21 protein-coding genes are annotated in these 23,030 nt (G+C 39.6%); 6 read left to right on the forward strand and 15 right to left on the reverse strand.

The window, feature by feature from the left end; genetic code table 11:
* Positions 1-7: 7 nt before the first annotated feature.
* The 3 genes from NYE32_RS05875 (at position 8) to NYE32_RS05885 (ending at position 4,578) form a co-directional block, all read left to right on the forward strand.
* Positions 8-2,644 (forward strand): calcium-translocating P-type ATPase, PMCA-type, encoded by a 2,637-nt coding sequence (locus NYE32_RS05875; protein ID WP_156685129.1) that lies wholly within the window; start codon positions 8-10, stop codon positions 2,642-2,644.
* A 90-nt stretch (positions 2,645-2,734) separates the two neighbouring features.
* Entirely contained in the window at positions 2,735-3,514 is a 780-nt protein-coding gene (locus tag NYE32_RS05880) for an HAD family hydrolase (protein WP_156685130.1), read from the forward strand.
* 11 nt (positions 3,515-3,525) lie between these two features.
* Positions 3,526-4,578 (forward strand): HpcH/HpaI aldolase/citrate lyase family protein, encoded by a 1,053-nt coding sequence (locus NYE32_RS05885; RefSeq protein ID WP_156685131.1) that lies wholly within the window; start codon positions 3,526-3,528, stop codon positions 4,576-4,578.
* 138 nt (positions 4,579-4,716) lie between these two features.
* Here NYE32_RS05885 and dltD read toward each other — a convergent pair whose 3' ends face one another.
* The 15 genes from dltD to add form a co-directional block, all read right to left on the reverse strand.
* Entirely contained in the window at positions 4,717-5,985 is a 1,269-nt protein-coding gene (gene dltD, locus NYE32_RS05890; RefSeq protein ID WP_155197901.1) for a D-alanyl-lipoteichoic acid biosynthesis protein DltD, read from the reverse strand.
* Positions 5,978-6,217 carry a D-alanine--poly(phosphoribitol) ligase subunit DltC gene (dltC, locus tag NYE32_RS05895; RefSeq protein WP_002891149.1) on the reverse strand — a complete coding sequence of 80 codons (240 nt, stop codon included), beginning with the start codon at positions 6,215-6,217 and terminating at the stop codon, positions 5,978-5,980. Before dltC ends, dltD begins: the two co-directional genes overlap by 8 nt.
* A gap of 17 nt (positions 6,218-6,234) precedes the next feature.
* The gene (dltB, locus tag NYE32_RS05900) at positions 6,235-7,482 is read right to left on the reverse strand and encodes a D-alanyl-lipoteichoic acid biosynthesis protein DltB (protein ID WP_156685132.1); all 1,248 of its coding nucleotides are present in this window, start codon (positions 7,480-7,482) and stop codon (positions 6,235-6,237) included.
* Positions 7,479-9,029, reverse strand: a complete 1,551-nt coding sequence (gene dltA / locus NYE32_RS05905) for a D-alanine--poly(phosphoribitol) ligase subunit DltA (protein ID WP_004182015.1) — start codon at positions 9,027-9,029, stop codon at positions 7,479-7,481. The genes dltB and dltA overlap by 4 nt, the downstream gene beginning before the upstream one ends.
* Positions 9,030-9,037: 8 nt before the next feature.
* Entirely contained in the window at positions 9,038-9,169 is a 132-nt protein-coding gene (locus NYE32_RS05910) for a teichoic acid D-Ala incorporation-associated protein DltX (protein WP_002885174.1), read from the reverse strand.
* A 174-nt stretch (positions 9,170-9,343) separates the two neighbouring features.
* Positions 9,344-11,092 (reverse strand): ABC transporter ATP-binding protein, encoded by a 1,749-nt coding sequence (locus NYE32_RS05915; protein ID WP_037597896.1) that lies wholly within the window; start codon positions 11,090-11,092, stop codon positions 9,344-9,346.
* Positions 11,082-12,821, reverse strand: coding sequence for an ABC transporter ATP-binding protein (locus tag NYE32_RS05920; RefSeq protein WP_002891155.1), 1,740 nt, complete (start codon positions 12,819-12,821; stop codon positions 11,082-11,084). Before NYE32_RS05920 ends, NYE32_RS05915 begins: the two co-directional genes overlap by 11 nt.
* 30 nt (positions 12,822-12,851) lie before the next feature.
* Positions 12,852-13,463, reverse strand: a complete 612-nt coding sequence (locus tag NYE32_RS05925; protein ID WP_037597899.1) for a lysozyme family protein — start codon at positions 13,461-13,463, stop codon at positions 12,852-12,854.
* Between the two features lies 1 nt (position 13,464).
* Positions 13,465-14,442 (reverse strand): nucleoid-associated protein, encoded by a 978-nt coding sequence (locus NYE32_RS05930; RefSeq protein ID WP_004182031.1) that lies wholly within the window; start codon positions 14,440-14,442, stop codon positions 13,465-13,467.
* 5 nt (positions 14,443-14,447) lie between these two features.
* Entirely contained in the window at positions 14,448-15,698 is a 1,251-nt protein-coding gene (glyA, locus tag NYE32_RS05935; RefSeq protein WP_073686357.1) for a serine hydroxymethyltransferase, read from the reverse strand.
* Positions 15,699-15,791: 93 nt separating this feature from the next.
* A complete protein-coding gene (locus NYE32_RS05940; RefSeq protein WP_060972471.1) occupies positions 15,792-16,397 on the reverse strand; it encodes an L-threonylcarbamoyladenylate synthase in 606 nt (201 codons plus the stop codon).
* Positions 16,384-17,217, reverse strand: coding sequence for a peptide chain release factor N(5)-glutamine methyltransferase (gene prmC / locus NYE32_RS05945; protein ID WP_073689819.1), 834 nt, complete (start codon positions 17,215-17,217; stop codon positions 16,384-16,386). Before prmC ends, NYE32_RS05940 begins: the two co-directional genes overlap by 14 nt.
* Entirely contained in the window at positions 17,214-18,293 is a 1,080-nt protein-coding gene (prfA, locus tag NYE32_RS05950; protein WP_002891161.1) for a peptide chain release factor 1, read from the reverse strand. The genes prmC and prfA overlap by 4 nt, the downstream gene beginning before the upstream one ends.
* Before the next feature lie 38 nt (positions 18,294-18,331).
* The gene (locus tag NYE32_RS05955; protein ID WP_073689818.1) at positions 18,332-18,928 is read right to left on the reverse strand and encodes a thymidine kinase; all 597 of its coding nucleotides are present in this window, start codon (positions 18,926-18,928) and stop codon (positions 18,332-18,334) included.
* Positions 18,929-19,112: 184 nt separating this feature from the next.
* On the reverse strand, positions 19,113-20,123 hold the full coding sequence (gene add / locus NYE32_RS05960) for an adenosine deaminase (protein ID WP_073689817.1): 1,011 nt from the start codon (positions 20,121-20,123) through the stop codon (positions 19,113-19,115).
* 174 nt (positions 20,124-20,297) lie between these two features.
* Between add and yghU the strand changes: the two genes are divergently transcribed.
* The 3 genes from yghU to NYE32_RS05975 all read left to right on the forward strand — a co-directional run bounded on the left by yghU (position 20,298) and on the right by NYE32_RS05975 (position 23,030).
* Positions 20,298-21,086 (forward strand): glutathione-dependent disulfide-bond oxidoreductase, encoded by a 789-nt coding sequence (gene yghU, locus NYE32_RS05965; RefSeq protein WP_037600817.1) that lies wholly within the window; start codon positions 20,298-20,300, stop codon positions 21,084-21,086.
* A gap of 80 nt (positions 21,087-21,166) precedes the next feature.
* Entirely contained in the window at positions 21,167-22,111 is a 945-nt protein-coding gene (locus NYE32_RS05970) for a bifunctional oligoribonuclease/PAP phosphatase NrnA (RefSeq protein ID WP_156685133.1), read from the forward strand.
* Positions 22,098-23,030 (forward strand): FAD:protein FMN transferase, encoded by a 933-nt coding sequence (locus NYE32_RS05975; RefSeq protein WP_073689815.1) that lies wholly within the window; start codon positions 22,098-22,100, stop codon positions 23,028-23,030. Before NYE32_RS05970 ends, NYE32_RS05975 begins: the two co-directional genes overlap by 14 nt.

A 23,030-nucleotide genomic window follows, 5' to 3' on the forward strand; every position in this document is an offset into this window, starting at 1 on the left:
ACCTTAAATGAAAAAATTTAAAGGCTTGACTTCCGCTGAAGTTCAAGCAAGTAAAAACGCCCATGGCGATAATAGGCTCTCTAGTAAAGAGGCTAACTCGCTCCTCTCAATCTTTATCGAAGCCTTCCAAGATCAATGGATTCTTATCCTCTTGGCTGCCTTAGGATTAAAAATCATTTTCAACTTTGTTGGAATGATTTTCCCTGCTATTGGTGAAGCTAATTGGTATGAGGCTATCTCACTAATTTTCGCCATTTTGATGTCTACAGGATTCTCAGCAGTCTCACAATACCGAAATGAGCAAAAATTCAACACTCTTCAAGAAGAGGCTTCAAAAACTAACGCTAAGGTTTATCGTGACGGTAAACTTAAAGAAGTTCTCGTTGATGATATTGTAAAAGGTGATCAGATTCTCCTTCAATCAGGAGACAAGATTCCAGTTGATGGTATCATCTTGGAAGGTGAGTTAAAAGTCAACCAAGCTGTCCTTAATGGTGAAAGTGAAGATGCTAAAAAACTTCCTCTTGGTGATCAAAAAGAGCCAGACTCTTCAGACCTCTTTACAGAGCTCAAAGTCTTCCGTGGTACAGTTGTTACTTCGGGTGAAGCTGTTATGGAAGCTACACAAATTGGTGATAACACCGTTCTTGGAAGCATCAATACTTCTCTTCAAGAAGATAGTAAAGATTCACCATCTAAAGAGAAACTTAACAAGCTTGCTGCTAATATCGGTGTCCTCGGTTATAGTGCAGGTGCTGCATACTTAGTAATCAACCTTGTATTAGGCTTTATTGCCCTTAATAAGGCTAATAACCTCAATGGTGGCTCAATCTTCCTTCTTATCATTGAAACGATTCTCTTTGCAGTTACAATCATCATCATGGCTGTTCCAGAAGGTCTACCAATGATGTTGGCACTCGTTTCTTCAATGAACTCAGGTCGACTTTTAGCACAAAATATCTTGGTTCGCCATCCTGATACCATTGAAACAGCCGGATACATGAATATCCTCTTCAGTGATAAAACTGGTACCATCACAGAAGGTAAACTATCTGTAGTTGACTTTTTCCTTGCTGATGGAACACTTTATGCGGCTACTGGTGAAACTGATGCACCTGATTTTGACACAATGTCAGATAGCCTTAAAGCTGAAATGATTAATGGTATCGGTCTTAACAACGATGCCATGGTAGCTGATGGCAGTGCTGTTGGTAGTAACGCCACTGACCGTGCACTTCTTGATTTCCTTATTGGTCGTTCTCAACTTGATTTCGATACGAATACAATTACTGAGAAGCAACAATTCAACTCAGCAACAAAATTCGCAAGTGTAACGACTAAGGACGGAAAAACTTACATCAAAGGTGCTCCAGAATTCATCCTAAATGACTGCTACTACTATCTTGATAAAGATGGTAATAAACAAAACTTTACAGATGATATTAAAGCTCGTTTCCAAGAATTGTCATTGGAACAAGCTAACCGTTCAATGCGTTTGCTTGCTATCCTAAATACAGATGGTAATGATAAAGTCTTGATTGGTATCGTATGTATCCGTGATAACGTTCGTTCTTCAATTAAACAAACTGTTGAAACAATGAACCGTGCGGGTGTTCAAGTAGTTATGGTAACTGGTGACCGTAAAGAAACCGCTGTTGCTATCGCTAAAGAAGCCGGTATCGTCACTGGAGAAAATGACCTTGTCCTTACTCACGATGAACTCTCTGCCCTCTCAGATCAAGAACTTAAACAACAATTGCCTCACTTAAAAGTGGTAAGTCGTGCCCTTCCAATGGATAAAAAACGTCTTATTGAGGCAGCTCAAGACCTTGATATGGTCGCTGGTATGACAGGTGATGGGGTCAATGACTCACCTGCCCTTAAATCAGCTGATGTCGGATTCTCAATGGGTGATGGTACTGAAGTCGCACGTGAAGCTTCAGATATCGTTATCTTGAATAACTCATTGACTTCGATTGAAAAAGCCGTCCTCTATGGACGTACTATGAGTAAGTCAGTAAGTAAATTCATTATCTTCCAGTTAACCGTAAACGTGACGACTATTGCCATGTCACTTCTCTCACCACTTTTGGGTCTCAAAGAGCCATTTACAATTATCCAAATTCTCTGGATTAACCTTATCATGGATACACTTGCTGCCCTTGCATTTGGTGAAGAGCCTACGCTAGACCGTTATATGAATGAAAAACCAGTTCCTAAGAAGGCAAACATTCTTACTGGATATATGAAATCTGCTATTGGTGTAGCCAGCGTCTTCATTACTCTTGTATGTTTAGCCATTCTTAAAAATGTTGGTGGTATCCAAGACTTTATCACAAATGGAACTGGCAACTTTGAAATGGTAACAACATTCACATTTACAGTGTTTATCTATGCTGTCATCTTCAACTCACTTAACACACGTAGTAATGGATTCAATATTTTTGAACATATCGGCGAAAACAAGAAATTCTCAATTGTAATGATTTCTATTGCTGTCGTTCAAACCTTGATTATTCAATTCGGTGGTAAAGTATTTAGTACCGTTCCAATGGATGTTGAACACTATATCGTTGCTCTTCTTATCGCAGTTTTGATTATCCCTGCAGATTTTATCCGCAAGGCTCTTACAAAGAATAAGTAACTAGTTGACTAAAGACTAAGTAACTTATAAAATAATACAGAGGATTAGGTTTTATTCCTAATCCTCTTTTTAAAAATAGGAAGGTGTCTTATGATTTTTGCAACCGACTTAGATCGCACAATTATTCATTCATCAAAATTCGTCGATAATGCTAGTCAAGTTAAATGCATTGAAATACTAGATGATAAAGAAATTTCATATATGTCGCATTTAAGTATAGAACTGATTAATAAAATAAAAAATAATCCAAGTATTCAACTCATCCCAATTACAACACGTTCTTACGCGCAATTTAAGCGTGTACAGCCAGTTCAAAATCTTCCTTATGCTGTTGTCGCAAATGGAGGTATTATTCTCCATAACGGAGAGCCTCTACCAGAATGGGAGAAACACGTTGACTCAATATGTCGCCGTTTAGAGGATCAATATACAAACATACTTAAACTTTTAAATCAGTATAAGACACACTTAACAAAAGAACCTGTTCTTATTGATGATATCTTCTTTTTTACAAAGATTTCTGACGATAAAACTATCATCAATTACATCGATGGAGCTATGACTAGAGAACTAGAGGGAACTGAGTGGACACATACTATCCAAGGACTCAAACTCTATATTATCCCTAAAAAGATATCAAAAGGGAGTGCTCTACTCTTTCTAAAAGAAAAATTAGAAGAGGACTTTGTGATAACTGCAGGTGATGGTAAAATGGATCAAACCTTTTTACCTCTTGGCAATGTAAGATGTATTCCTAATCAAAGTGAAATTTATCATCTGTTAGATGATAAAGAAAAATATACCATCGTCCCAGAAGGTTTAGCTGGCGCAGAAAAAATTCTTCAGCTTGTTCTAGATTATTCTGTGTAAGAGGAGTTACAATGAAGTACAAAATGAACAACCTTGAATATAAAAAGTCCCCTCAAGATTTTTCAAAAAATACTCAAAAAGAATTACTACAGTATGCTGTTGGGCCACTTTTATATATTCCTGCTACACACGAAAAACTTCTATATTCCATACTTAAAACAACAGAAGCCTCAATCTGTATTGATCTAGAAGATGCCATTGGTGATAATACTGTGCAACAGGCTGAGTTAAATATTTTATCTTGTTTGCAACAATTAAAATCTATGCTTGCATCTGGTGAAATCACTGTACAAGAATTACCATTAATTTTTATTCGTATAAGATCTTCACAACAGCTTAAAGATTTTGGAACAAAGTTAGGTAAACCGTTACTAAATTTAGTAACTGGCTTTAATCTCCCTAAATTTGATACAAGTTGTGCTCAAGATTACCTTACTGCATTTCATGAAGTTCAACACCTAAGCCAAGAGAATCTTTATTTCATGCCTATTTTTGAAACTGAAGCCATAATGAATAAAAAAGGCAGAATTGAAGAATTAGAAGCACTTTACCAGACACTAAAGCCTGTTCAACATTACATTCTTAATATAAGGGTTGGTGCAACAGATTTTTCAAATCTTTTCGGTATTCGCCGCACCATTAGTCAAACGATTCATATGGTTCAAGTTATTGAGGACTGTTTAGGGGATATTATTAATATCTTTGGTAAAGATTATGTCTGTTCCGCACCTGTCTGGGAATATTTTGGTTCTAACGACTCAGATTTTAAGGAAACTCCAGCATGGTTAACAGGCTTAAAAAATGAAATTGTGTTGGATCAACTTAATGGGTTTATTGGAAAAACATGTATACATCCTTCGCAACTTCATGCTGTTCTTGAAAGTCTAGTTATTAGTGAAGAAGATTATGAGGATGCTCTCAAAATACTTGGTATGGATGAAACTCTTGTTGGTGTTACAAAAGGTCATATGGGAAATAAAATGAATGAAGTAAAAACTCATATCAAATGGGCCAAAAAAATGATTAACCTAGCAACCATTTATGGAGTAAGAAAATCTAATTGATAATTAGTAAGTATAATTCAAATACTCCTTCTCTAATTACATAAAGTCACTAGTATTTAACTAGTGACTTTTTTAATAGAAGCAACAATAAAAGGCTTATTAAAGCCTTTTTGATATATCTTGATTTATTAAGTAACACTACTTAAACTGACTAGGAGTCCCTGTATAACCTGCCCAATCCTTACTATAAAAGCGGTCGTTCAAGTTATAGCTAGGTGCAGGTGTTGGATTACTTACAAATGGATCAACAGCCTTGTCAAAGGCTACCCACCCTTTCCATCCCATATGAATGGTGTCTTGCATAAAGTAAGGTTGATCTCCATCTTTTGAGAAGTCTGCAATATTAGTAAAGCCTTGACTTTCCAATTGATAACGGATTTTAGAAACCGTAGCATCATACATTTCTTGACTAAGTCCCGTATAAGCCATCCACTTGCTATTAACAGGTGGGATGACAAAAATGACATTAGTATTTGACTTAGCAAATTGATTTAGCACCAACTGTAGGTCACCGTATTCTTGTGAAACTTCATAAGAAAGATTTTTCTGGAAACCTTTAAGTTTACCAATCTTCTTAGACAAACGTTTCTTATAGAAACGGTCATCGATACCAAAGTCGTTTGACTTGGTATGGGCTTCTGCATCTCTTACAGCAACCTGATCAAGTGCCTCATAAGAGAGCTTGTCTGGCAACTCTTTAAGATAAGGAAGAACTTTCTTCTCGTAATTAGCGTTATTTGATGCTGCTAAAGGACTAAACAAGGCATCTTCTCGCTTATTAAGCTCTGCCATAAATTGAATATAAGTCTTATCAAGTGAATTTAACTCTTGCCCCTTAGCCACTTTAGAAAGTTGAGATTTCATAGTAATCTCAGGCTTCATCTCTAAGATACGTTGAGCTGCATACTGAGAATTTGCATCCGTCTGAGTTTCACTTAAGAAACTACTAAGTTGGTCGTTATTGTAGAACTGCTGAAAAGCTGCAGAATTATACCCCTTTTTAGTAAACCATTGTGGAGACAAGACGTACACAGCTGTACCGTTTTGTAATTCTGGAAGCATTTGTTGCATTCCCAAATATTGGTTTAGAGATGCAGCACCACGTTGTCCAATAAAGTATGGGCGATAGTTACGGTCGTACTTTTCAGCTAAAACAGCTGGATGAAGAGCATCAAAACGCAACCACTCACTTGACCCAAAGAAAGGGACAAATCGATGCTCCTTATCTGAAAGAGCTGTAGTTTTGTTCATCCGACTCTTAAAGTTTTCATTTGTTAGTGTTACTGCACTACGTTTTTCAGCCTCATAACTATGTTTTCTGCCTTGTGGGTAGGCATATATGACTACCACTACCAAGACCAAGGCACAAATTACTGGACCAAAAATCTGCCATAAACGCTTAAGCATTGCGAAGCTCCGTTACCCCTTCAACAATCTTATTAGCTGTGTTCCAGTCATCACGACCAAATTCTGAAACTGGCACACGAATATCGAAACGTGATTCCAATTCAACGATAAGCTCAACTGTTCCCATAGAATCAAGAACACCAGCATCGAAAAGGTCTTCATCCATCATGTCTGAAACATCTTCCATGAAGAGTTCATCAATAATTTCAATAACTTCTGATTTTACATCCATTTTTATAATTCCTTTACTTATTTTTTAGTGAACCAGAGGTCATTCAAGAATCCAGAGAAAATCAAGAATGACAACATAACAGTGTTAAATGTAATAAAGATTCCCAAAGCCTTCGTCCATTTATTATCAGGAAGTGGCTCAAGACCAGCTTTCTTACGCTCTTTATTAATAGTCTTCTTCTTACGTAACCAGGCATCATTGATTCCTAGACCAATACCATGGAAAATACCATAAGCAATGTAGTACCAAGTAACCCCATGCCAGAATCCCATAACCATCATATTAATGACATAGGCCACATTTGAAGTCGTGTTACGGTTTTTGAAAACCTTGTTTCGCATCAAAACCATAACCAAACGCATAAAGACAAAGTCACGGAACCAGAAAGACAAACTCATATGCCAACGATTCCAAAATTCTTTCAAGTCTCGTGAGATGAAAGGTTTGTCAAAGTTGATTGGGCTCTTTATCCCCATAAGGTTTGATGCTGCCAAGGCAAACATCGAGTAACCCGCAAAGTCAAAGAAGAGATCAAAACCGAAAACATACATGACACCAAGTGTTGGTAAATTAAAGATACCACCTTGAGCTAAAGCTTGTGTTTTCAGTGAAGGTAAAAGCATACTTCCAAAAATTTGAGCCAAGACAAATTTATAGAGAAAACCGAGCATAATATACTTGACAGCTTGCTCCAACATATTCATCAACTCATCTCTCTCAGGAATCGCTTGGTAATCTTCGTTAAAGCGTTTGAAGCGATCAATAGGACCACTCGTAAAGGTTGGCATAAAGAGCATGAATCGGAGGAATTCTCCAAGTGTAAACTCTTTTAAGACACCATCCCGCATCTCGATAATCATACCAACTGATCGGAAGGTCAAGTAAGAAATACCAAGAAAGTTTAAGACTGACTGAGTACCATTTATCGCAGGCTCTACCTTAACAAAAATCAAGGGAAGGACTACTAGAAATGAGTGTAAATAGAAAACCCATTTATTGTCCTTTTTACTGCGGTAATGTTTGTAGGAATAAACCCAGATGATTTGCCAAACGATATAGAAAAGTAAGGCTAGTAATTGGCTAGCATGTGTTCCTGTCAGAGCGAGAACAATAAAGGCTAGACTGACCAAACATTCATAAATCGCAAAACGCTTTTTATAGAAGAGACCCACAAAGATTGGCAATAGAGCTAATCCAAGATAGATAAAATAGAAGGGGTTACCGTAGGCTTCTAAATGGGGGAGCTGTTTCAAGAAGTCAATCATCGGTTGTTAACCTCACTGATAAGACCCTTGATATCAATTTTCCCATTTGGTGTTAAAGGCAAGCTCTCACGATAGAGGAATTTAGTAGGCATCATATAAGACATCATGATATCTTCTAAGTCAGCCTTAATCGCCTTGGTGATATCAATTTCACGTTCAAACTGCTCACGAACACCATCCTTAAGAATCACATAAGCCAAGAGATTCTGAACCTTATGGTCTTTATTGTAACGTGGCACAGCCACTGCTGAATCAATATACTTAGACTTATTAAGGTTTTGTGAAACATCCTCTAACTCAATACGGAAACCATTAAATTTAATCTGGAAGTCCATACGACCGCCGTAAAGAAGGAGACCTTCATCAGTCATCGTTCCTACATCACCAGTATGGTAAGCAGGAAGCCCATTAAACTCGAAGAAGGCTTCCGCAGTCTTTTCAGGATTGTTCATATATCCTTTTGAAACTGCTGGTCCTGATACGATGATTTCACCCTGTTGACCATTTGGAAGGATATTGCCATCCTCATCGATAATATAAGTCGGTGAATCTTCCTTGGTATAACCAATCGGCAAACGCTTAAGGTTAGCCAGCATCTCATCAGTTACTGCTACTGCTGATAAGGCGACAGTTGCTTCAGTTGGTCCGTAAGCATTGATAATACGTGCTTCTGGGAAACGTTGGCGAAGCTTTTGAGCAGTCTTGACAGTCAACTCTTCTCCATCAAAATAGAAATGCGTAATTTCTGGCATCTTCTCTGCATTGAAGTCTTCAGACAACATTGCCATATCTGCAAAAGATGGTGTTGATGTCCAAATAGCAATTGGAAGTGAGAAGATCGTTTCAAAGAGCTTCTTGAAGTCCTGTGTAATAGCTGAAGGAAGCGCATAGAGTGTTCCTCCAAGTGCCAATGTTGGTGCCCAGTACATTACCGATAGGTCAAATGAATAAGGTGGTTGAGCCAGCATTTGAGGACGTTTTGGAGTCGCAAATTCCTTGTCCGTAATCATCCAGTTAGTGAAACTAAGGAGATTATTGTGTGAAATTTGTACCCCTTTAGGCTTACCTGTAGTTCCTGATGTGAAGATGATGTAATAAGTATCATCCCCCTTAACAGGATGAGTCACTTCGTAGCTAGTCTTGCTTTCAAAAGCTGTTGTCACTTGATCCAATGTTAGGATTGGAGCTTGGACATCCTCAAGTGGGAAGTCATTAATAGCAATAATCAGACTAGGCTCTGCTACTTCAACGATAGCCGTCACGCGCTCAAGAGCTGAGTGACTGTCAATTGGAATATAAGCGTGACCAGATTTAGTCAAAGCGACAAAAGTTGCCAACATTTCATACTCTTGACCGCCATAAACCACAACAGGTGATTTTTCTGGAATATCAAGACTATCAATCTTAGCTGCCAAGCTATCTGAGTCAGCCTTCAAGTCACCGTAAGTGTGAACTTCCCCTAAAATATTGTAAACAGGAAAGTCAGGTTGTGATTGAGCAAACTGCTCAATCGTTTCAATCATATCTTTAATTTTTGTATTCGTCATTATTCTTCCTAAAATTCGTTATAGATAAAATTACCTTGACCTTGTCCTAGGTAATTGTAGAGATAAATTAGGGCCATAAAAATGGCGAAATAAAGCAAGGTTTGTCCTAAAAATACCAGGACGTTTTTATGTTTTAACATTCTAATTTTCGATACCTTTTTTTATATAATATCCTCTTTAGTTTACCATCTTATCAGTATTTTTTCCAATAAAAAAGAAAAAATAACTAAATTTCATTTCTTTTTCATTAATAAGTTTCCGTGATACATGATTGGCTAAAATCAAAAAAACAGAGCTTAAAAGCTCTGTCGGATTTAACTATTTTGTGTCTTTTGGGCCGTCTGCATACGATAGTACATTCCCTTAGCTTGCATCAGTTGTTCATGGGTTCCGTGTTCAACGATATCCCCATTATTCATGACCAAAATAAGGTCCGCATTCTCTATGGTAGATAATCGATGGGCAATGATGAAACTTGTTCGACATTTCATTAATTTAGCGAAGGCCTCTTGAATGAGAAGCTCTGTACGAGTATCGATACTAGAAGTGGCTTCATCCAAAATTAAGATTTTAGGCACATTGACAAATATGCGAGCAATGGTCAAAAGCTGACGTTGTCCCTGAGAAAGGGATTGCCCCGCATCATTCAAGTAGGTGTCATAGCCTTGAGGCAACTGCTGAATAAAGAAATCAGCATTGGCAGCCTTGGCCGCTGCTATGACTTCTTCACGACTGGCTTCTGGATTTCCATAGGCAATATTATCATGAATAGTGCCGACCTCAAGCCAAGTTTCCTGCAAAACCATCCCAATCTGTTTCCGAAGACTCTCACGAGTATAATCTGTAATAGGTCTACCGTCCAGTAGAATGTTCCCCTTATCCAAATCATAGAAACGCATGAGCAGGTTAATGAGGGTAGATTTGCCTGCTCCTGTTGGACCAACAATGGCAACAGTACTTGCGGCAGGGATATCAATGCTCAAATCCTTGATAAGAGGTTTATTAGGCAAATAGCCAAACTGGACATGATCAAATTGAAAACGTCCCTGCACATCTGCTTCTTCCAAGACCGCCTTACCTGTTTCTGTTATTTCCTCTTCATCCAATATCATATAAAGGCGATCAGCACAGGCCAAAGCACTTTGAAGTTCAGATAGAACAGATGAGATATCATTAAAAGGTTTCGTATACTGAGTCACATAATTTAGGAAGGTAGTCAATTGTCCCACTGTGAAAGCACCACCCGACATGATTCGATAGGCACCAACACCTGCAATAAGAGCATAAATCAGACTATTGACAAAACGTGTAGCTGGGTTAACCGCTGACGAATAAAAGATAGCACCCTGTGAATAATCAGCATACTTACCATTGACGTCTTTAAAACTCCTAACCATCTGGTCTTGAGCATTTAGACTCTGTACTAAAGCTTCTTGAGTCAGACTTTCCTCAATCAACTGAGTCTGCATACCTCGCCATTTAGTTTGATTGCGATAGAGTTGATAGCTCTTCTTTGCGATAAAACGTGCCACAAGCATTGACAGAGGCGTCATCACTAGAACTAAGAGCATCATGAACCAGTCTAAGCGAGCCATGGTAATGATTATGACAAAGATAGTCAAAAGCCCAACGAAAAATTGGTTAAAGACCATGAGAAGTCCGTTGTTTAACTGATCGCTATCTGTAGTCACACGGCTAACCATGTCTCCAGTTCCTTGACGATCAAGGTAACTAAGTGGCATAGCATGAATTTTCATCATGACTCGTTCACGTAAACTTTCGCTATATGAATAAATCAATCGATTATAAATCAGAGGGTTAAGCCACTGGATTGCACTATTAGCTAAGATAACTACAAGCATCTGCCAAATTAAACGTGACATCAATAGAACGGCGTTCATCTTAAGAACAGCGTCCACTGCATCACCAATTAAGATAGGTAAGTAAACCGTTAAGGCAACTTGAATAATGGTCCCAACAGTTGCTAAGGCAAAAAGGTAACGCTGACTTAAGATATCTCTACTTAAACGTTTAAGCGTTGATTTATTATTTCTAGCCTTCATCAGCGACCTCCTTTTGATGTTGAGAATAATGAATGTCTTGATAGAGTTTATTTGTGGCAAGCAATTCTTCATGATTACCCAAGCCAACTTGATGTCCCTTATCAAGCACCAAAATTTGATCAACAGCTTTTAGACTATTTGTTCTTTGCGAAATAATAATCAAACTCGTTGATTTAAGATTGTCTCTGATAGCCGCTAGTAGGCGACTTTCAGTCAAATAATCTAGGGCTGAGGTGGAGTCATCCAAAATCAAGAATGGTGCTGGTCTCATCAACGCACGCGCAATAGTCAAACGTTGACGTTGCCCTCCCGAAAAATTACGGCCAAATGACTCAACTGGCTCATCTAAACCAAGGTCCTTATCCCTTACAAAATCAGCAGCCTGAGCCATGTCAAGAGCATGCCAGAGTTCTTGCTCACTTGGTTCGTGGTCAAGTCCTAATGACAAGTTTGAACGAATGGTTCCCCTAAATAACTCAGCTTTTTGCGGGACATAGGCAACCCAAGAACGCCACTCTTTAAGGTTTTTTGGTGATTTTTGATCTTTGAAAATAGCTAATGAACCAATCTGAGGCTGATATAAGTTCATGATTAAGTTTACCAAAGTCGATTTACCTGAACCTGTACCACCAATAATACCTAGTGACTGACCTTGAGTAAGACTGACATGAATCTCTTGGAGTGATGGCGAACTAGCTGTAGGATAGGTAAAGGTCATCTGATCAATAGCTAGCACTGTGGAAGCCTGACTAGAAGTGCGGACTTCTAAAGGTGCCTCAATATCCTCATCTTGAAGTTCAAAAATCGCTTGTACCCGTTTTGCTGAAATAAAGCTTTGATTCAGATTGGTCAACATCATGGCCAATTTAAGGAGCTCCGTCAAAATTTGCAAGAGATAATTGACTAGAGCAATCAGCATACCTTGGGACAAGAGACCAGCTTGAATTTGCAGATTTCCTTGCCAAAGGATAGCAATCAAGGTCATATTAACAACCAAGAAAGTCAAAGGACTAATGAGACTTGCTATTACTCCTGTTTTGAGCTGCCACTTCTTCAAGTCTTTATTGACAGTAGTAAAGTTATCTAATTCACCCTCACTCTGATCAAAAGCCCGAATAACCCTCATACCTTCAAGTTGTTGACGTGTATTGGTAACAATTGACTCATTAATTACTCGAATCTTGGCGTATAAAGGATTGACGATGCGACTAGCTAGTACAATAATAAGGGTCAATACCAAGACCATGCCAAGAAACCAAAGGGTCAAGCGTGGACTGATTCGGAATGCCATAATAATGGCTCCCGTCACGATAATCGGTGCCCTCAAAAAGAGCCTCAAAAATTGATTGATGCCCGTTTGGATTTGAAAGGTATCACCAGTCAAACGTGTCACCAAACTTGACGTTCCAATCTCATCCCGCTTTTCCTTTGATAAACGCATGATCTTCTCATACAAATCATTGGTTAAACCTCGGGCATAGCCAACTGCTGCTCTGGATGAAAAATACTGTGCTGAAATAGCAACAACAACCCCAATAACGGCAAGTCCGAACAAGAGAAAAATCATCATAAACAGATGATTTTGGTCTTTATTTGGAATAGTTGTGTCGACAATTCCAGCAATCACTAGAGGGACCAAGAGTTCGAAACTGGCTTCGATTAATTTAAAAACGGGTCCCAGGATACTGTCTTTGATGTATCCTCTAAAATACACTAATAATGCTTTCATTTGTCTTTCCTAAGTTTAACGTCCTTACTCTTAGAGGCGCGAGAACATACGCATCAAAAAGAGATTAAACTGTACTTCCTTAGCGTAGTAAATATTTCCGCCATTTGTATAAAGTTTTCCGCCACCATAGTACATGGCAACCGGTTGGTAATAGGTGTATGTTTGCCCGCTAGTGTTTCCTAGACTCGGAGCAACGACATTTTTAGAGTAAGCCTTTGCGAGTTCGACGGTGTTCACTCCACCATTATCAGCCACATAATCAATATAAGCCTTACCAAAATTATAGGCTTGTACTGCTGTCCAAGGATCCACCTTATGGTGGGCAGCTTCTTCCAGATTTTCCGACAGCACCGTCACCCCTTGACGAATACTTTCTTTTCGATCTGTTATGGAGTTGGTCACCCCTGTAGAACTTTCACTGGACTGCATCACGTCATCTGTCTTCCCCTTGGTTTCTGTGTAGATCATAGCCAGAACCAAATCGACATTGGTTGTATTATCAATGTCGTCCTCTGCCAAAACCTCCTTAACCATGGATTCATAGGTTAAGACATGTTGAATATTGGCATGGATTCGATAGCATTGGATACCTATGATGAGGACTACGACAAAAACCGCCAGACGTCTTATCCATTTAAACATATTATTTATTGATGATATCCTCGATATTTTTGATGAGAATAGAGTAGGTGCCATCAGGATTTTGAATAAACTCAACACTATCAGCATCCTGATACACATTATTAGGCACGATTAACTCAATTCCGTTCGATAACGATAATTTTTGATTCTCCAATTTCTTAATTTGACGCGAATGGTCAATATCTGATACCGAGATAGGCTCAGGTATGGCCTCTTTGAGCTCATCAACAAAGGTCAAACGAGCTGTCAAATTATTATCAAAGAGCTGGTCTGCCAATTTTTCAGGTGATAACTCTTGATCTTCTTCCAAATTATTGAAAATAGCAGATTTCATTTTTCCTTGGAAGTTAAAATCATCCTGATTAAAATTCTCAGCAATCTTCTGGGCAGTGTCTTCAACCATCTTAATCGATTTCTTGACAGATTGCTCAGGCTGGACTTGCAACAGATTTTCAGAGAAATAATTGGCAAAGCTTCCATTATGCTTGATTCGCTTTTCAATCAAATAATACTGCTTACTACTACGATTGATTACCAAAGCTTCATCAGGTGTCTGGGCTGCAGAAGGCAAATTATTTTGTGACAATTGAATAGGATGTTGGCTATCTCCCAAAGAATGAATCAAACTATCCTTGAGAGCAATACGCAAGAAAGCAAAATACTCTTGCCCTTCTTTGTCAAACTGAATAAAGACCAAATCATTGGTCTTTTGATCTTCAGAAATGACAAATTCTTCCTTCCAAAGTTGGGCAATCTTGACTGAGCTTTCCATCAAATCATCTCCTAAATGACTGATGAAAACATTCTCTGCATCGAAATAGCCACGTTTAGCCTCATCAGAGAAAACTTTAGAGAGTTTCTTTCGAAAATACTCATCTAAGCGTGGCGTTATTTCAAGAGGCCCTTCTGCTAAAACCAGCTCCGTATCATTTGGCGAAAACTGGTGAATGATAATGCGTTTAATATATAAATCTAACATAGTTTTTAATAGAGTGGGAAGGCATCTGTAAGAGCTTTAACTTCTCCACGAATGCGTTCCAAAACTTCAGGTTTATCGTGATTTTCCAAAGCTTCAACCATTAATTCAGCAATTTTACGGCTCTCAGCTTCACCCATACCACGACTCGTAATGGCTGGACTACCAACACGGATACCAGATGTTTTGAATGGAGACAACTGCTCATAAGGAATACCATTCTTGTTCAAAGTAATATTAACTTCTTCAAGAACGTTTTGCGCAACCTTACCATTTTCAACAACCTTAGTCACATCAACCAAGAAGAGGTGATTGTTAGTGCCACCTGAGATAACACGGAAATCTGGATGTTGATTGAAAACATCAGCCATAGCAGCTGCGTTTTTGATAACATTTTCACCGTATTCCTTAAAGGCAGGGTCAAGTGCTTCTTTAAGAGCAACAGCCTTAGCAGCAATAACGTGTTCCAAAGGGCCACCTTGCAAACCAGGGAAGACTGCAGAATTCAATTTCTTAGCGATAGCTTCATCATCAGTCAAAATCAAACCACCGCGAGGACCACGGAGCGTCTTGTGAGTTGTTGTAGTTGTCACATGTGCATGAGGAACTGGACTTGGGTGATGACCAGACGCCACAAGACCTGCAATGTGAGCCATATCTACCATGAGATAAGCACCTACAGCATCGGCAATTTCACGGAATTTAGCAAAATCAATGATACGAGAGTAAGCTGAAGCACCAGCCACGATGAGTTTTGGTTGCACTTCTTTAGCCTGCGCAAGAATGGCATCATAATCAAGGAGTTCAGTATCCTTATCCACATTGTAAGCGACGAAGTTATAGGTCTTACCAGAGAAGCTAACTGGTGCACCGTGTGTCAAGTGACCACCCGCTGACAAATCCATTCCCATAACCGTATCACCTGGTTGGATTAATGACATGTAAACAGCAGCATTGGCTTGGCTACCTGAGTGAGGTTGCACGTTGGCAAATTTTGCTCCAAAAAGTTCTTTGGCACGCTCAATAGCAAGAGACTCAACCACATCAATCACGTCTGTACCACCATAGTAACGTTTACCTGGATAGCCTTCTGCGTACTTGTTAGTCAAGAGAGTTCCTTGAGCAGCCATAACAGCTTTAGATACCACGTTCTCAGAGGCAATCAACTCAATATTGTTTTGTTGGCGTTCAGCCTCAGCATCGATGGCGTTCCATAGTTCAGGGTCAAATGCTTTGTAATCTTCTTTATCAAAAATCATAGAGGTCTCCTTTGAGGTCTAAGGGGGTTTCAATCAACTCACCCACATATAGTTGGAAGTTATCTCACACTTCCATAGGTCTCTGTTAGTCATTTATTCTATGGTCAACTCTGGTAGAGCCGCCAATAGGTCTTCTTTTGTAATTTTCCCTTGTCTGAGAATCCTAGCAGGTGAAACAGACAAATCCAAAATCGTCGAATCTACACCTAACAAGGCATCATCATCTTGATAGCCAGTCACCTGAAAATCAAATTGTACTCTAATATCGTCGAAATAACGACCACTAGCCTTCCCAGACTTATTAGCAGATGGACCAATCAAAGGCCCTTCCGCTTGAATCAGCTCTCTAGTGACAGGATGGTCTGGCAAACGGAAGCCAACTGTCGCCAATCCTGAATTAATCCACTTAGGGACTTGATCATTAGCCTTTAAAATGATAGTCAAAGGTCCAGGCAAAAAAGCATCATACAATTGTTTCAAATACTTGGGTTGATCTTTTGAATAGGACAAGATATCTTCATAAGAAGCGACATTCAAATTCATGGCTTTATCTCTGGGACGATTTTTTAGCTCATAAACATGGTCAACAGCTTGCTCATCTAAAGCCTTAGCAAATAGACCATAAACAGTCTCTGTAGGAAGGACAACTGCTCCACCGTCAGCCAAGATTTCTCTTAACACTTTATTACTTTTCATCATCCATCACGACCATTCTATCTTGCCCAAATTGGTCCTTAAGAACACGCACACGCTTATCAGGAAAATGTAGAGACAAGAGTTTCTTCAAATCACGGCCCTGCTTATAGCCAATTTCAAAGTAGAGCTTTCCTTTTGGAGTTAAATACTTGTCTGCGTCCTCAATAATCTGTCTATAAATAGCAAGTCCCTCTTCATCAGCAAACAGAGCCATTTTGGGCTCGCTAGCCAAAACATTAGTACCAACTTCGTTCTTATCATTTTCAGAAATATAGGGAGGATTTGACACAATGATATCAAAACTACCAGAAGTATTTTCGAAAACATCCGATTGCACAAAGCTAATGTCTACCTGATTTAGTATAGCATTCTCTTTAGCAAGTACTAAGGCGTCAGCTGACAAGTCACTAGCTGTTACTTGCCAAAAGGGGCAACTCTTTTTCAGAGATACCGAAATAGCACCACTCCCAGTTCCGATATCAAGAATCTTGAGCTCTGAGCTAGGGTTTTCCGCTAAAATCAAATCCACTAGTTCCTCAGTTTCAGGACGTGGAATCAAGACACGCTCATCAACCTGAAAACGCAAGCCATGAAAGTCTTCATAGCCCAAAATATACTGAGCAGGCTTGTGATTCATTAGTTGGCTGAATACATAAGCTAACAACTCTGCATCTTCATCTGAAACTTCTTGACGCAATTGAAGAACAAAATGAGTCAAGTCCCATTGCTTCAAACCACGATAAACGAAGGAAAGGGCCTCTGGCTCTTCACCAACAGCATCAAGCTGCTTCTCATAGTCATCCAGGACATCCGCTAAAATCATTTGTTAAGCTCTTCCAATTTTTGAGTTTGATCATAAAGAACCAAGGCATCCACAACTTCATCTAATTTACCAGCTAGAATTGTATCAAGCTTTTGAAGGGTCAAACCAATACGGTGATCAGTTACACGGTTTTGCGGGAAGTTGTAAGTACGGATACGCTCTGAACGATCCCCTGTACCAACAGTCGATTTACGCTCAGCATCTTGTTCATCTTGAGCGATTTGTGCAAAGTGGTCCGCAACACGCGCACGGATAATCTTCATAGCTTTATCACGGTTCTTCTGTTGTGTACGTTCTTCTTGCATCTCTACTTTGATTCCAGTAGGAATGTGAACCATACGAACCGCAGTCGCAACCTTATTGACGTTCTGACCACCGGCACCAGAAGCGTGATAGATATCGACACGAAGGTCCTTAGGGTCAATTTCGTACTCTACTTCTTCAACTTCTGGCATAACCAAAACAGTTGCTGTAGAGGTATGAACACGACCTTGACTTTCAGTCACAGGCACACGTTGCACACGGTGTGCTCCTGATTCATATTTGAGTTTAGAATACACGGATTGCCCTGAAACCATGGCAACCACTTCTTTGATACCACCGACACCATTATAAGAGGCTTCCATAACCTCAAAGCGCCAACCTTGTGTTTCTGCGTATTTTTGGTACATAGCTAGAAGGTCACCCGCAAACAAGGCAGCTTCATCACCACCTGCAGCCCCACGGATTTCAAGGATAATATTCTTGTCATCATTAGGGTCTTTTGGCAAAAGAAGAATTTTCAAACGTTCTTCGTACTCTTCCTTAGCGGCTTTGGATTCTTTGAGTTCTTCCTTAGCCATTTCTTCCAAGTCAGGATCACCGCTTGCTTCCTTAATCATCTCTTCAGCATCTGAGATACTTTGGATGACTTGCTTGTACTCACGGTAAGCTGTCACAGTTTCACGAGTATTTGCTTCTTCACGTGACAACTCCATGAACCGTTTAGTGTCTGAAACTACTTCAGGGTCACTAAGCAATTCACCCAATTCCTCATAGCGGTCTTCAACCGCTTGTAACTGATCATAAATATTCATCTGTTATCTTTTCTCCTTATTATAACTAATAGTCATTTTTAGTCCTTATTCAAAGGGATTATGTTTTCGTGAGGTGGATTAAACCAGTGCTTTCGGCAAACAGAGATATAACTCTCGTGTCCTCCAATTTGAACTTGTGCTCCCTCATAAACTGGCTTCCCATCTTCCATACGAAGAACCATGGTTGCCTTTCTCGAGCAATAATGACAAATGGTCTTGATCTCATCAATCTTATCAGACAAAAGCAAAAGGTATTTAGAACCTTCAAAGAGATTGTTCTGAAAATCATTTTTGAGACCAAAAGCCATCACTGGGATATCTAACTCATCAACAATTCGTGCCAAATCATAGACATTCGCACGGGTCAAAAACTGAGCCTCATCAACTAAAACACAGTAAGGTCGTGGATCCATATTAGCAATGTAACCAAAAATATCCGTATCATCACCAATAGGATATGCCTTCCGTTTCATGCCAATACGACTAGAGATATAGCCGACCCCATCTCGATTATCCAAACGACTGGTCAACAATACTACTGGTTTTCCTTGTTCTTCGTAATTATAGGCAACCTTAAGAATTTCAATGGATTTCCCAGAATTCATAGTGCCATAGCGAAAATAAAGTTGTGCCAAACCAGTCTCCTCTAAAATATGTATTGTACTTATTTTATCATAATTCTAAGCGTAAAAGGGAGGGAGACTGAACAATTTTTGAAAAAAGTTCGCCTCACTCCCTTATTTTTATAATAGGTTTGACTTGTGTTTCAAATGGTTCAATCTTATCACCCTGATAACGTTTCACCAGTCTAATAGCTTCTTATGAATAGGCTTTAGCCAATTTTTCAAGAAGTTCTTCTTTCTCCTCGTCACTAGCAAATGAAGCTTCGATTGCCGTCTTATTATGAGCATAAAAGTCTTGCACTGAGCTATCAAAATGCTTGTGATAGAGTTCGTATTCCTTGGTTAAGTTTGTATCAGAAACGGTACGATTGTCCGTATTAATGGTAATATTCGCACCTGCTGCTTTCATTTTTAGATAAGGAAAATCAGCAACTGTAACGGCTGCTTTAGTCTGCAGATTACTTGTTAAACATAACTCTCCTGTGACACCATTTTTGACAAACTCTTCCAGAAGCTCAGGCTCTTGAGCCAGGATCGTTGCATGACCATTACGCTTAATTCCCATAGCAATTGACTCAGCCAAAAAGGCTGGGCAACCACACTCACCAGCATGAAAAGTCATCGGACGGTTGTAACTTTGGACTTGTTCAATTAGAGGTTTAATCGCTTTAGGTCCATAATGATGCTCATCTCCAGCAAAATCAAAACCAACAAAGTCACTATCTTCAACTTCATTTGCTTCATCAAGAATACGAGCCGTTAATTCTTGATCTGATTGGCGCATGCCACAAACTAGGGCCTTGGCTACAATACCGAATTCTTCTTGAGCTTGACGTAAGCCTTGACAAACAGCATCAATGGTTTCAGCGACAGTCAATCCCTTATCCATTGACAATTCTGGAGCAAAACGCACTTCAATATAGATAACATTTTCAAGAGCAGCCTGTTTAGCAACATCATAAGCCGCAACGGTCAAGGCTTCCTTTGTTTGAAGCAAAGGACGAATATAATCAAAAGCCTCAAGATAATCTAAGAGACTCTCACAGGTAGCAGGTGCTGTCACATGGTGTTTGAGCTCCGCATCGTCCTCAGGTAACTCAATCTGTGCCAAGTCAGCTAGGTGGCGAATGGTTTCCAATGATAGAGAACCATCCAAATGACAGTGTAGTTCTGTTTTAGCCAACTTATGAAAATCAATAGCAGTCATTCTTTTCTTCCTCTCTAAACAATATGTTTTTTATCAGATAAAAATTAATTTTTACTATCTTATCATTCTTATAGAAAAAGTCAAGGTATCGCGCCTAATAGGACGTAGTAGATTCTTGAAATGCCATTAGCATTTTGTTAGGATGTAACTATCAAGAATACAAGGAGAAACTTTATGTCTGACTATATTTTACCAGAAGTTTGGGAAAACCCAACCTCTATGGGAGGTGCCTGGGGTGGCCTCAATCAACCTACAGCTGGTGCACGTTTTGAACAAACTCTACCTAAAGGTGACCAACCTTTCCAACTCTATACTCTTCCGACACCAAATGGTATCAAGGCAACTATCATGCTGGAAGAATTGAAAGAACTTGGTGTGACTCAAGCGGGTTATGACGCTTATCGTATTAAGATTGGTGATGGTGACCAATTCGGCTCAGATTTTGTTTCAATCAATCCAAACTCAAAGATTCCAGCCATGATGGATTACTCTGAAGACCAACCAGTTCGTGTCTTCGAATCAGCTAACATCCTCCTTTACTTGGCTGAAAAATTCGGCAAACTCATTCCAACTGATCACGCAAAACATACAGAAGTTCTCAACTGGCTCTTTTGGCAAACAGGTGCTGCTCCTTTTCTAGGTGGTGGCTTTGGGCACTTCTTCCACTATGCACCTGAAAAAATCGAATATGCCATCAACCGTTTTGCCATGGAAGCCAAACGCCAACTTGACTTGCTTGATAAAGAATTAGCAACCAAACCTTATATTGCTGGTGATGAGTATACTATCGCTGATATCGCTATCTGGTCTTGGTATGGTCGTCTTGCTCAAGATAAGATCTGGGACAAGGCTGGTATTTTCCTTGATGTTAAAGAATACAAGCACCTTCAAGCTTGGACTGAAAAAATTGCTGACCGTCCAGCGGTTAAACGGGGACTTGAAGTCGACTATAAAGAGATCTAATTTTTATAACGGTTTGCCTAGGCTAACCGTTTTTCTATTGTTTCATGATATAATAGAAAGAAAATCACAAGGAGACATTCATGACTGTATTTCAAGCTATTTTAGAAAAAATTAAAGCCTATGACACTATTATTATTCACCGCCACCAAAGACCTGACCCTGATGCCATTGGTAGTCAGGTAGGACTGAAGGAAATTTTAAAAACAAACTTTCCAGATAAAAAGGTTCTTGTGACAGGTGTCAATGAACCTACCTTGTCTTGGATTGCTGAAATGGATAGGGTAACTGACCAAGACTATGAAGGAGCGCTTGTTATTGTTACCGATACAGCCAACACTCCTCGTATCGACGACGACCGTTTTGATAAGGGGGACTTTCTTATCAAAATTGACCATCATCCTAACGACGATGCCTACGGAGACCTCCTCTTAGTTGATACGACTGCTTCAAGTGCCAGCGAAATTGTGACTGACTGGGCTCTCACTCTTGGCCTTTCCTTGTCAGATGCCGCTGCTCGTGTTCTTTACAATGGTATTGTTGGCGATACAGGTCGCTTCCTCTTTCCGTCTACGACACCTAAAACACTTCAAATTGCGGCTAAACTTCGTGAATACGACTTTGATTTTGCAGCAATGGCTCGTCGTATGGATAGTTTCCCATTCAAAATTGCTAAATTACAAGGTTATGTTTTCGATAATCTAGAAGTCGATGAAAATGGTGCAGCTCGAGTTGTCTTGACACGAAAGGTTTTGGATGAATTCAATGTCACTGATGCTGAAAGTTCTGCAATTGTTGGCACTCCAGGTCGTATTGATTGCGTCGAATCTTGGGCTATTTTCGTAGAGCTGCCTGAAGGGCATTACCGTGTACGTCTGCGCAGTAAAAGCATTGTCATCAACGAGATTGCTAAACGTCATGACGGTGGAGGCCACCCACTTGCTAGTGGTGCCAATTCCTACAGCTTAGACGAAAACGAACAAATCTATCAAGAAATCAAGGATACCGTTGCCCATGCAACTCACTAATCGTCGTGTACGTCTCATGGGGACTGTGATTGACGTCTCTATCTATCATGAAGAACCAGAACCCCTGCTAGACCAGGTTGAAGCACTCCTACATACCTACAATAAGCGTTTCTCAGCCAATGATGACAGTTCCGAACTCATGAAAATTAACAAGGCAGCAGGCTTACATTCGGTGACGGTTCACCCAGAGCTTTTTGAACTTATTGCTCTTGGAAAATGGCATAGCTGCCAACCTGAAAGTCACCTTAACATTGCCATAGGACCTCTCATTCAGACTTGGCGCATTGGTTTTTCGGATGCCAAGCTGCCTCTGCCTGAAGAAATTCCTCCGCTCCTACAAATTATCAATCCCAATGCCATTGTTCTATCCGAGGAAAATCAAAGCGTTTTTCTCAAAGAAAAAGGGATGAAAATTGATCTTGGTGCCCTGGCAAAGGGATATATTGCAGATCGTATTGCAGATTTTCTTAAAGCAGAAAAAGTGACCAGTGCCCTAATCAATCTTGGAGGTAATGTTCTAACCTTTGGACCAGCTCTCCATAATCCTGATAAAAAATGGCGGATTGGTATTCAAAATCCCAAGGAGACTAGAAACACAAATCTTATGGTGCTTGCTATAAGAGACCAATCTATTGTCACTTCAGGAATCTATGAACGCACTTTTGAAATAAATGGCAAAACCTATCATCACATTTTCGATAGTCAAACTGGCTACCCTGTCTCTAGTGATCTAGCTAGTCTTACCATCATTTCATCCCTCTCAGTCGATGGTGAAATTTGGACGACACGTTTATTTGGCTCAAGTCTAGAACGCATTTTCCAGGAAGTTAGTTCACAACCAAATCTTGAAGCTATCATCGTTGATAAAGATAATCGATGCTTTCAGACAAGTGGCATTTACAAAATGCGAATTTCCTAA

The sequence above is a fragment of the Streptococcus sp. FSL R7-0248 genome (assembly GCF_037967965.1).
Lineage (GTDB): Bacteria > Bacillota > Bacilli > Lactobacillales > Streptococcaceae > Streptococcus.

Bases quoted from the DNA above. Each gene is read 5' to 3' on its own strand.
- add (WP_073689817.1), bottom strand. From the start codon at position 20,123: ATGACTGCTATTGATTTTCATAAGTTGGCTAAAACAGAACTACACTGT.
- dltB (WP_156685132.1), bottom strand. From the start codon at position 7,482: ATGATTGACTTCTTGAAACAGCTCCCCCATTTAGAAGCCTACGGTAAC.
- NYE32_RS05940 (WP_060972471.1), bottom strand. From the start codon at position 16,397: ATGATGAAAAGTAATAAAGTGTTAAGAGAAATCTTGGCTGACGGTGGA.
- NYE32_RS05915 (WP_037597896.1), bottom strand. From the start codon at position 11,092: ATGAAGGCTAGAAATAATAAATCAACGCTTAAACGTTTAAGTAGAGAT.
- NYE32_RS05880 (WP_156685130.1), top strand. From the start codon at position 2,735: ATGATTTTTGCAACCGACTTAGATCGCACAATTATTCATTCATCAAAA.
- NYE32_RS05925 (WP_037597899.1), bottom strand. From the start codon at position 13,463: ATGTTTAAATGGATAAGACGTCTGGCGGTTTTTGTCGTAGTCCTCATC.
- NYE32_RS05910 (WP_002885174.1), bottom strand. From the start codon at position 9,169: ATGTTAAAACATAAAAACGTCCTGGTATTTTTAGGACAAACCTTGCTT.
- NYE32_RS05920 (WP_002891155.1), bottom strand. From the start codon at position 12,821: ATGAAAGCATTATTAGTGTATTTTAGAGGATACATCAAAGACAGTATC.
- prmC (WP_073689819.1), bottom strand. From the start codon at position 17,217: ATGATTTTAGCGGATGTCCTGGATGACTATGAGAAGCAGCTTGATGCT.
- yghU (WP_037600817.1), top strand. From the start codon at position 20,298: ATGTCTGACTATATTTTACCAGAAGTTTGGGAAAACCCAACCTCTATG.
- prfA (WP_002891161.1), bottom strand. From the start codon at position 18,293: ATGAATATTTATGATCAGTTACAAGCGGTTGAAGACCGCTATGAGGAA.
- NYE32_RS05975 (WP_073689815.1), top strand. From the start codon at position 22,098: ATGCAACTCACTAATCGTCGTGTACGTCTCATGGGGACTGTGATTGAC.
- NYE32_RS05885 (WP_156685131.1), top strand. From the start codon at position 3,526: ATGAAGTACAAAATGAACAACCTTGAATATAAAAAGTCCCCTCAAGAT.
- dltC (WP_002891149.1), bottom strand. From the start codon at position 6,217: ATGGATGTAAAATCAGAAGTTATTGAAATTATTGATGAACTCTTCATG.
- NYE32_RS05930 (WP_004182031.1), bottom strand. From the start codon at position 14,442: ATGTTAGATTTATATATTAAACGCATTATCATTCACCAGTTTTCGCCA.
- glyA (WP_073686357.1), bottom strand. From the start codon at position 15,698: ATGATTTTTGATAAAGAAGATTACAAAGCATTTGACCCTGAACTATGG.
- NYE32_RS05970 (WP_156685133.1), top strand. From the start codon at position 21,167: ATGACTGTATTTCAAGCTATTTTAGAAAAAATTAAAGCCTATGACACT.
- dltD (WP_155197901.1), bottom strand. From the start codon at position 5,985: ATGCTTAAGCGTTTATGGCAGATTTTTGGTCCAGTAATTTGTGCCTTG.
- NYE32_RS05875 (WP_156685129.1), top strand. From the start codon at position 8: ATGAAAAAATTTAAAGGCTTGACTTCCGCTGAAGTTCAAGCAAGTAAA.
- dltA (WP_004182015.1), bottom strand. From the start codon at position 9,029: ATGACGAATACAAAAATTAAAGATATGATTGAAACGATTGAGCAGTTT.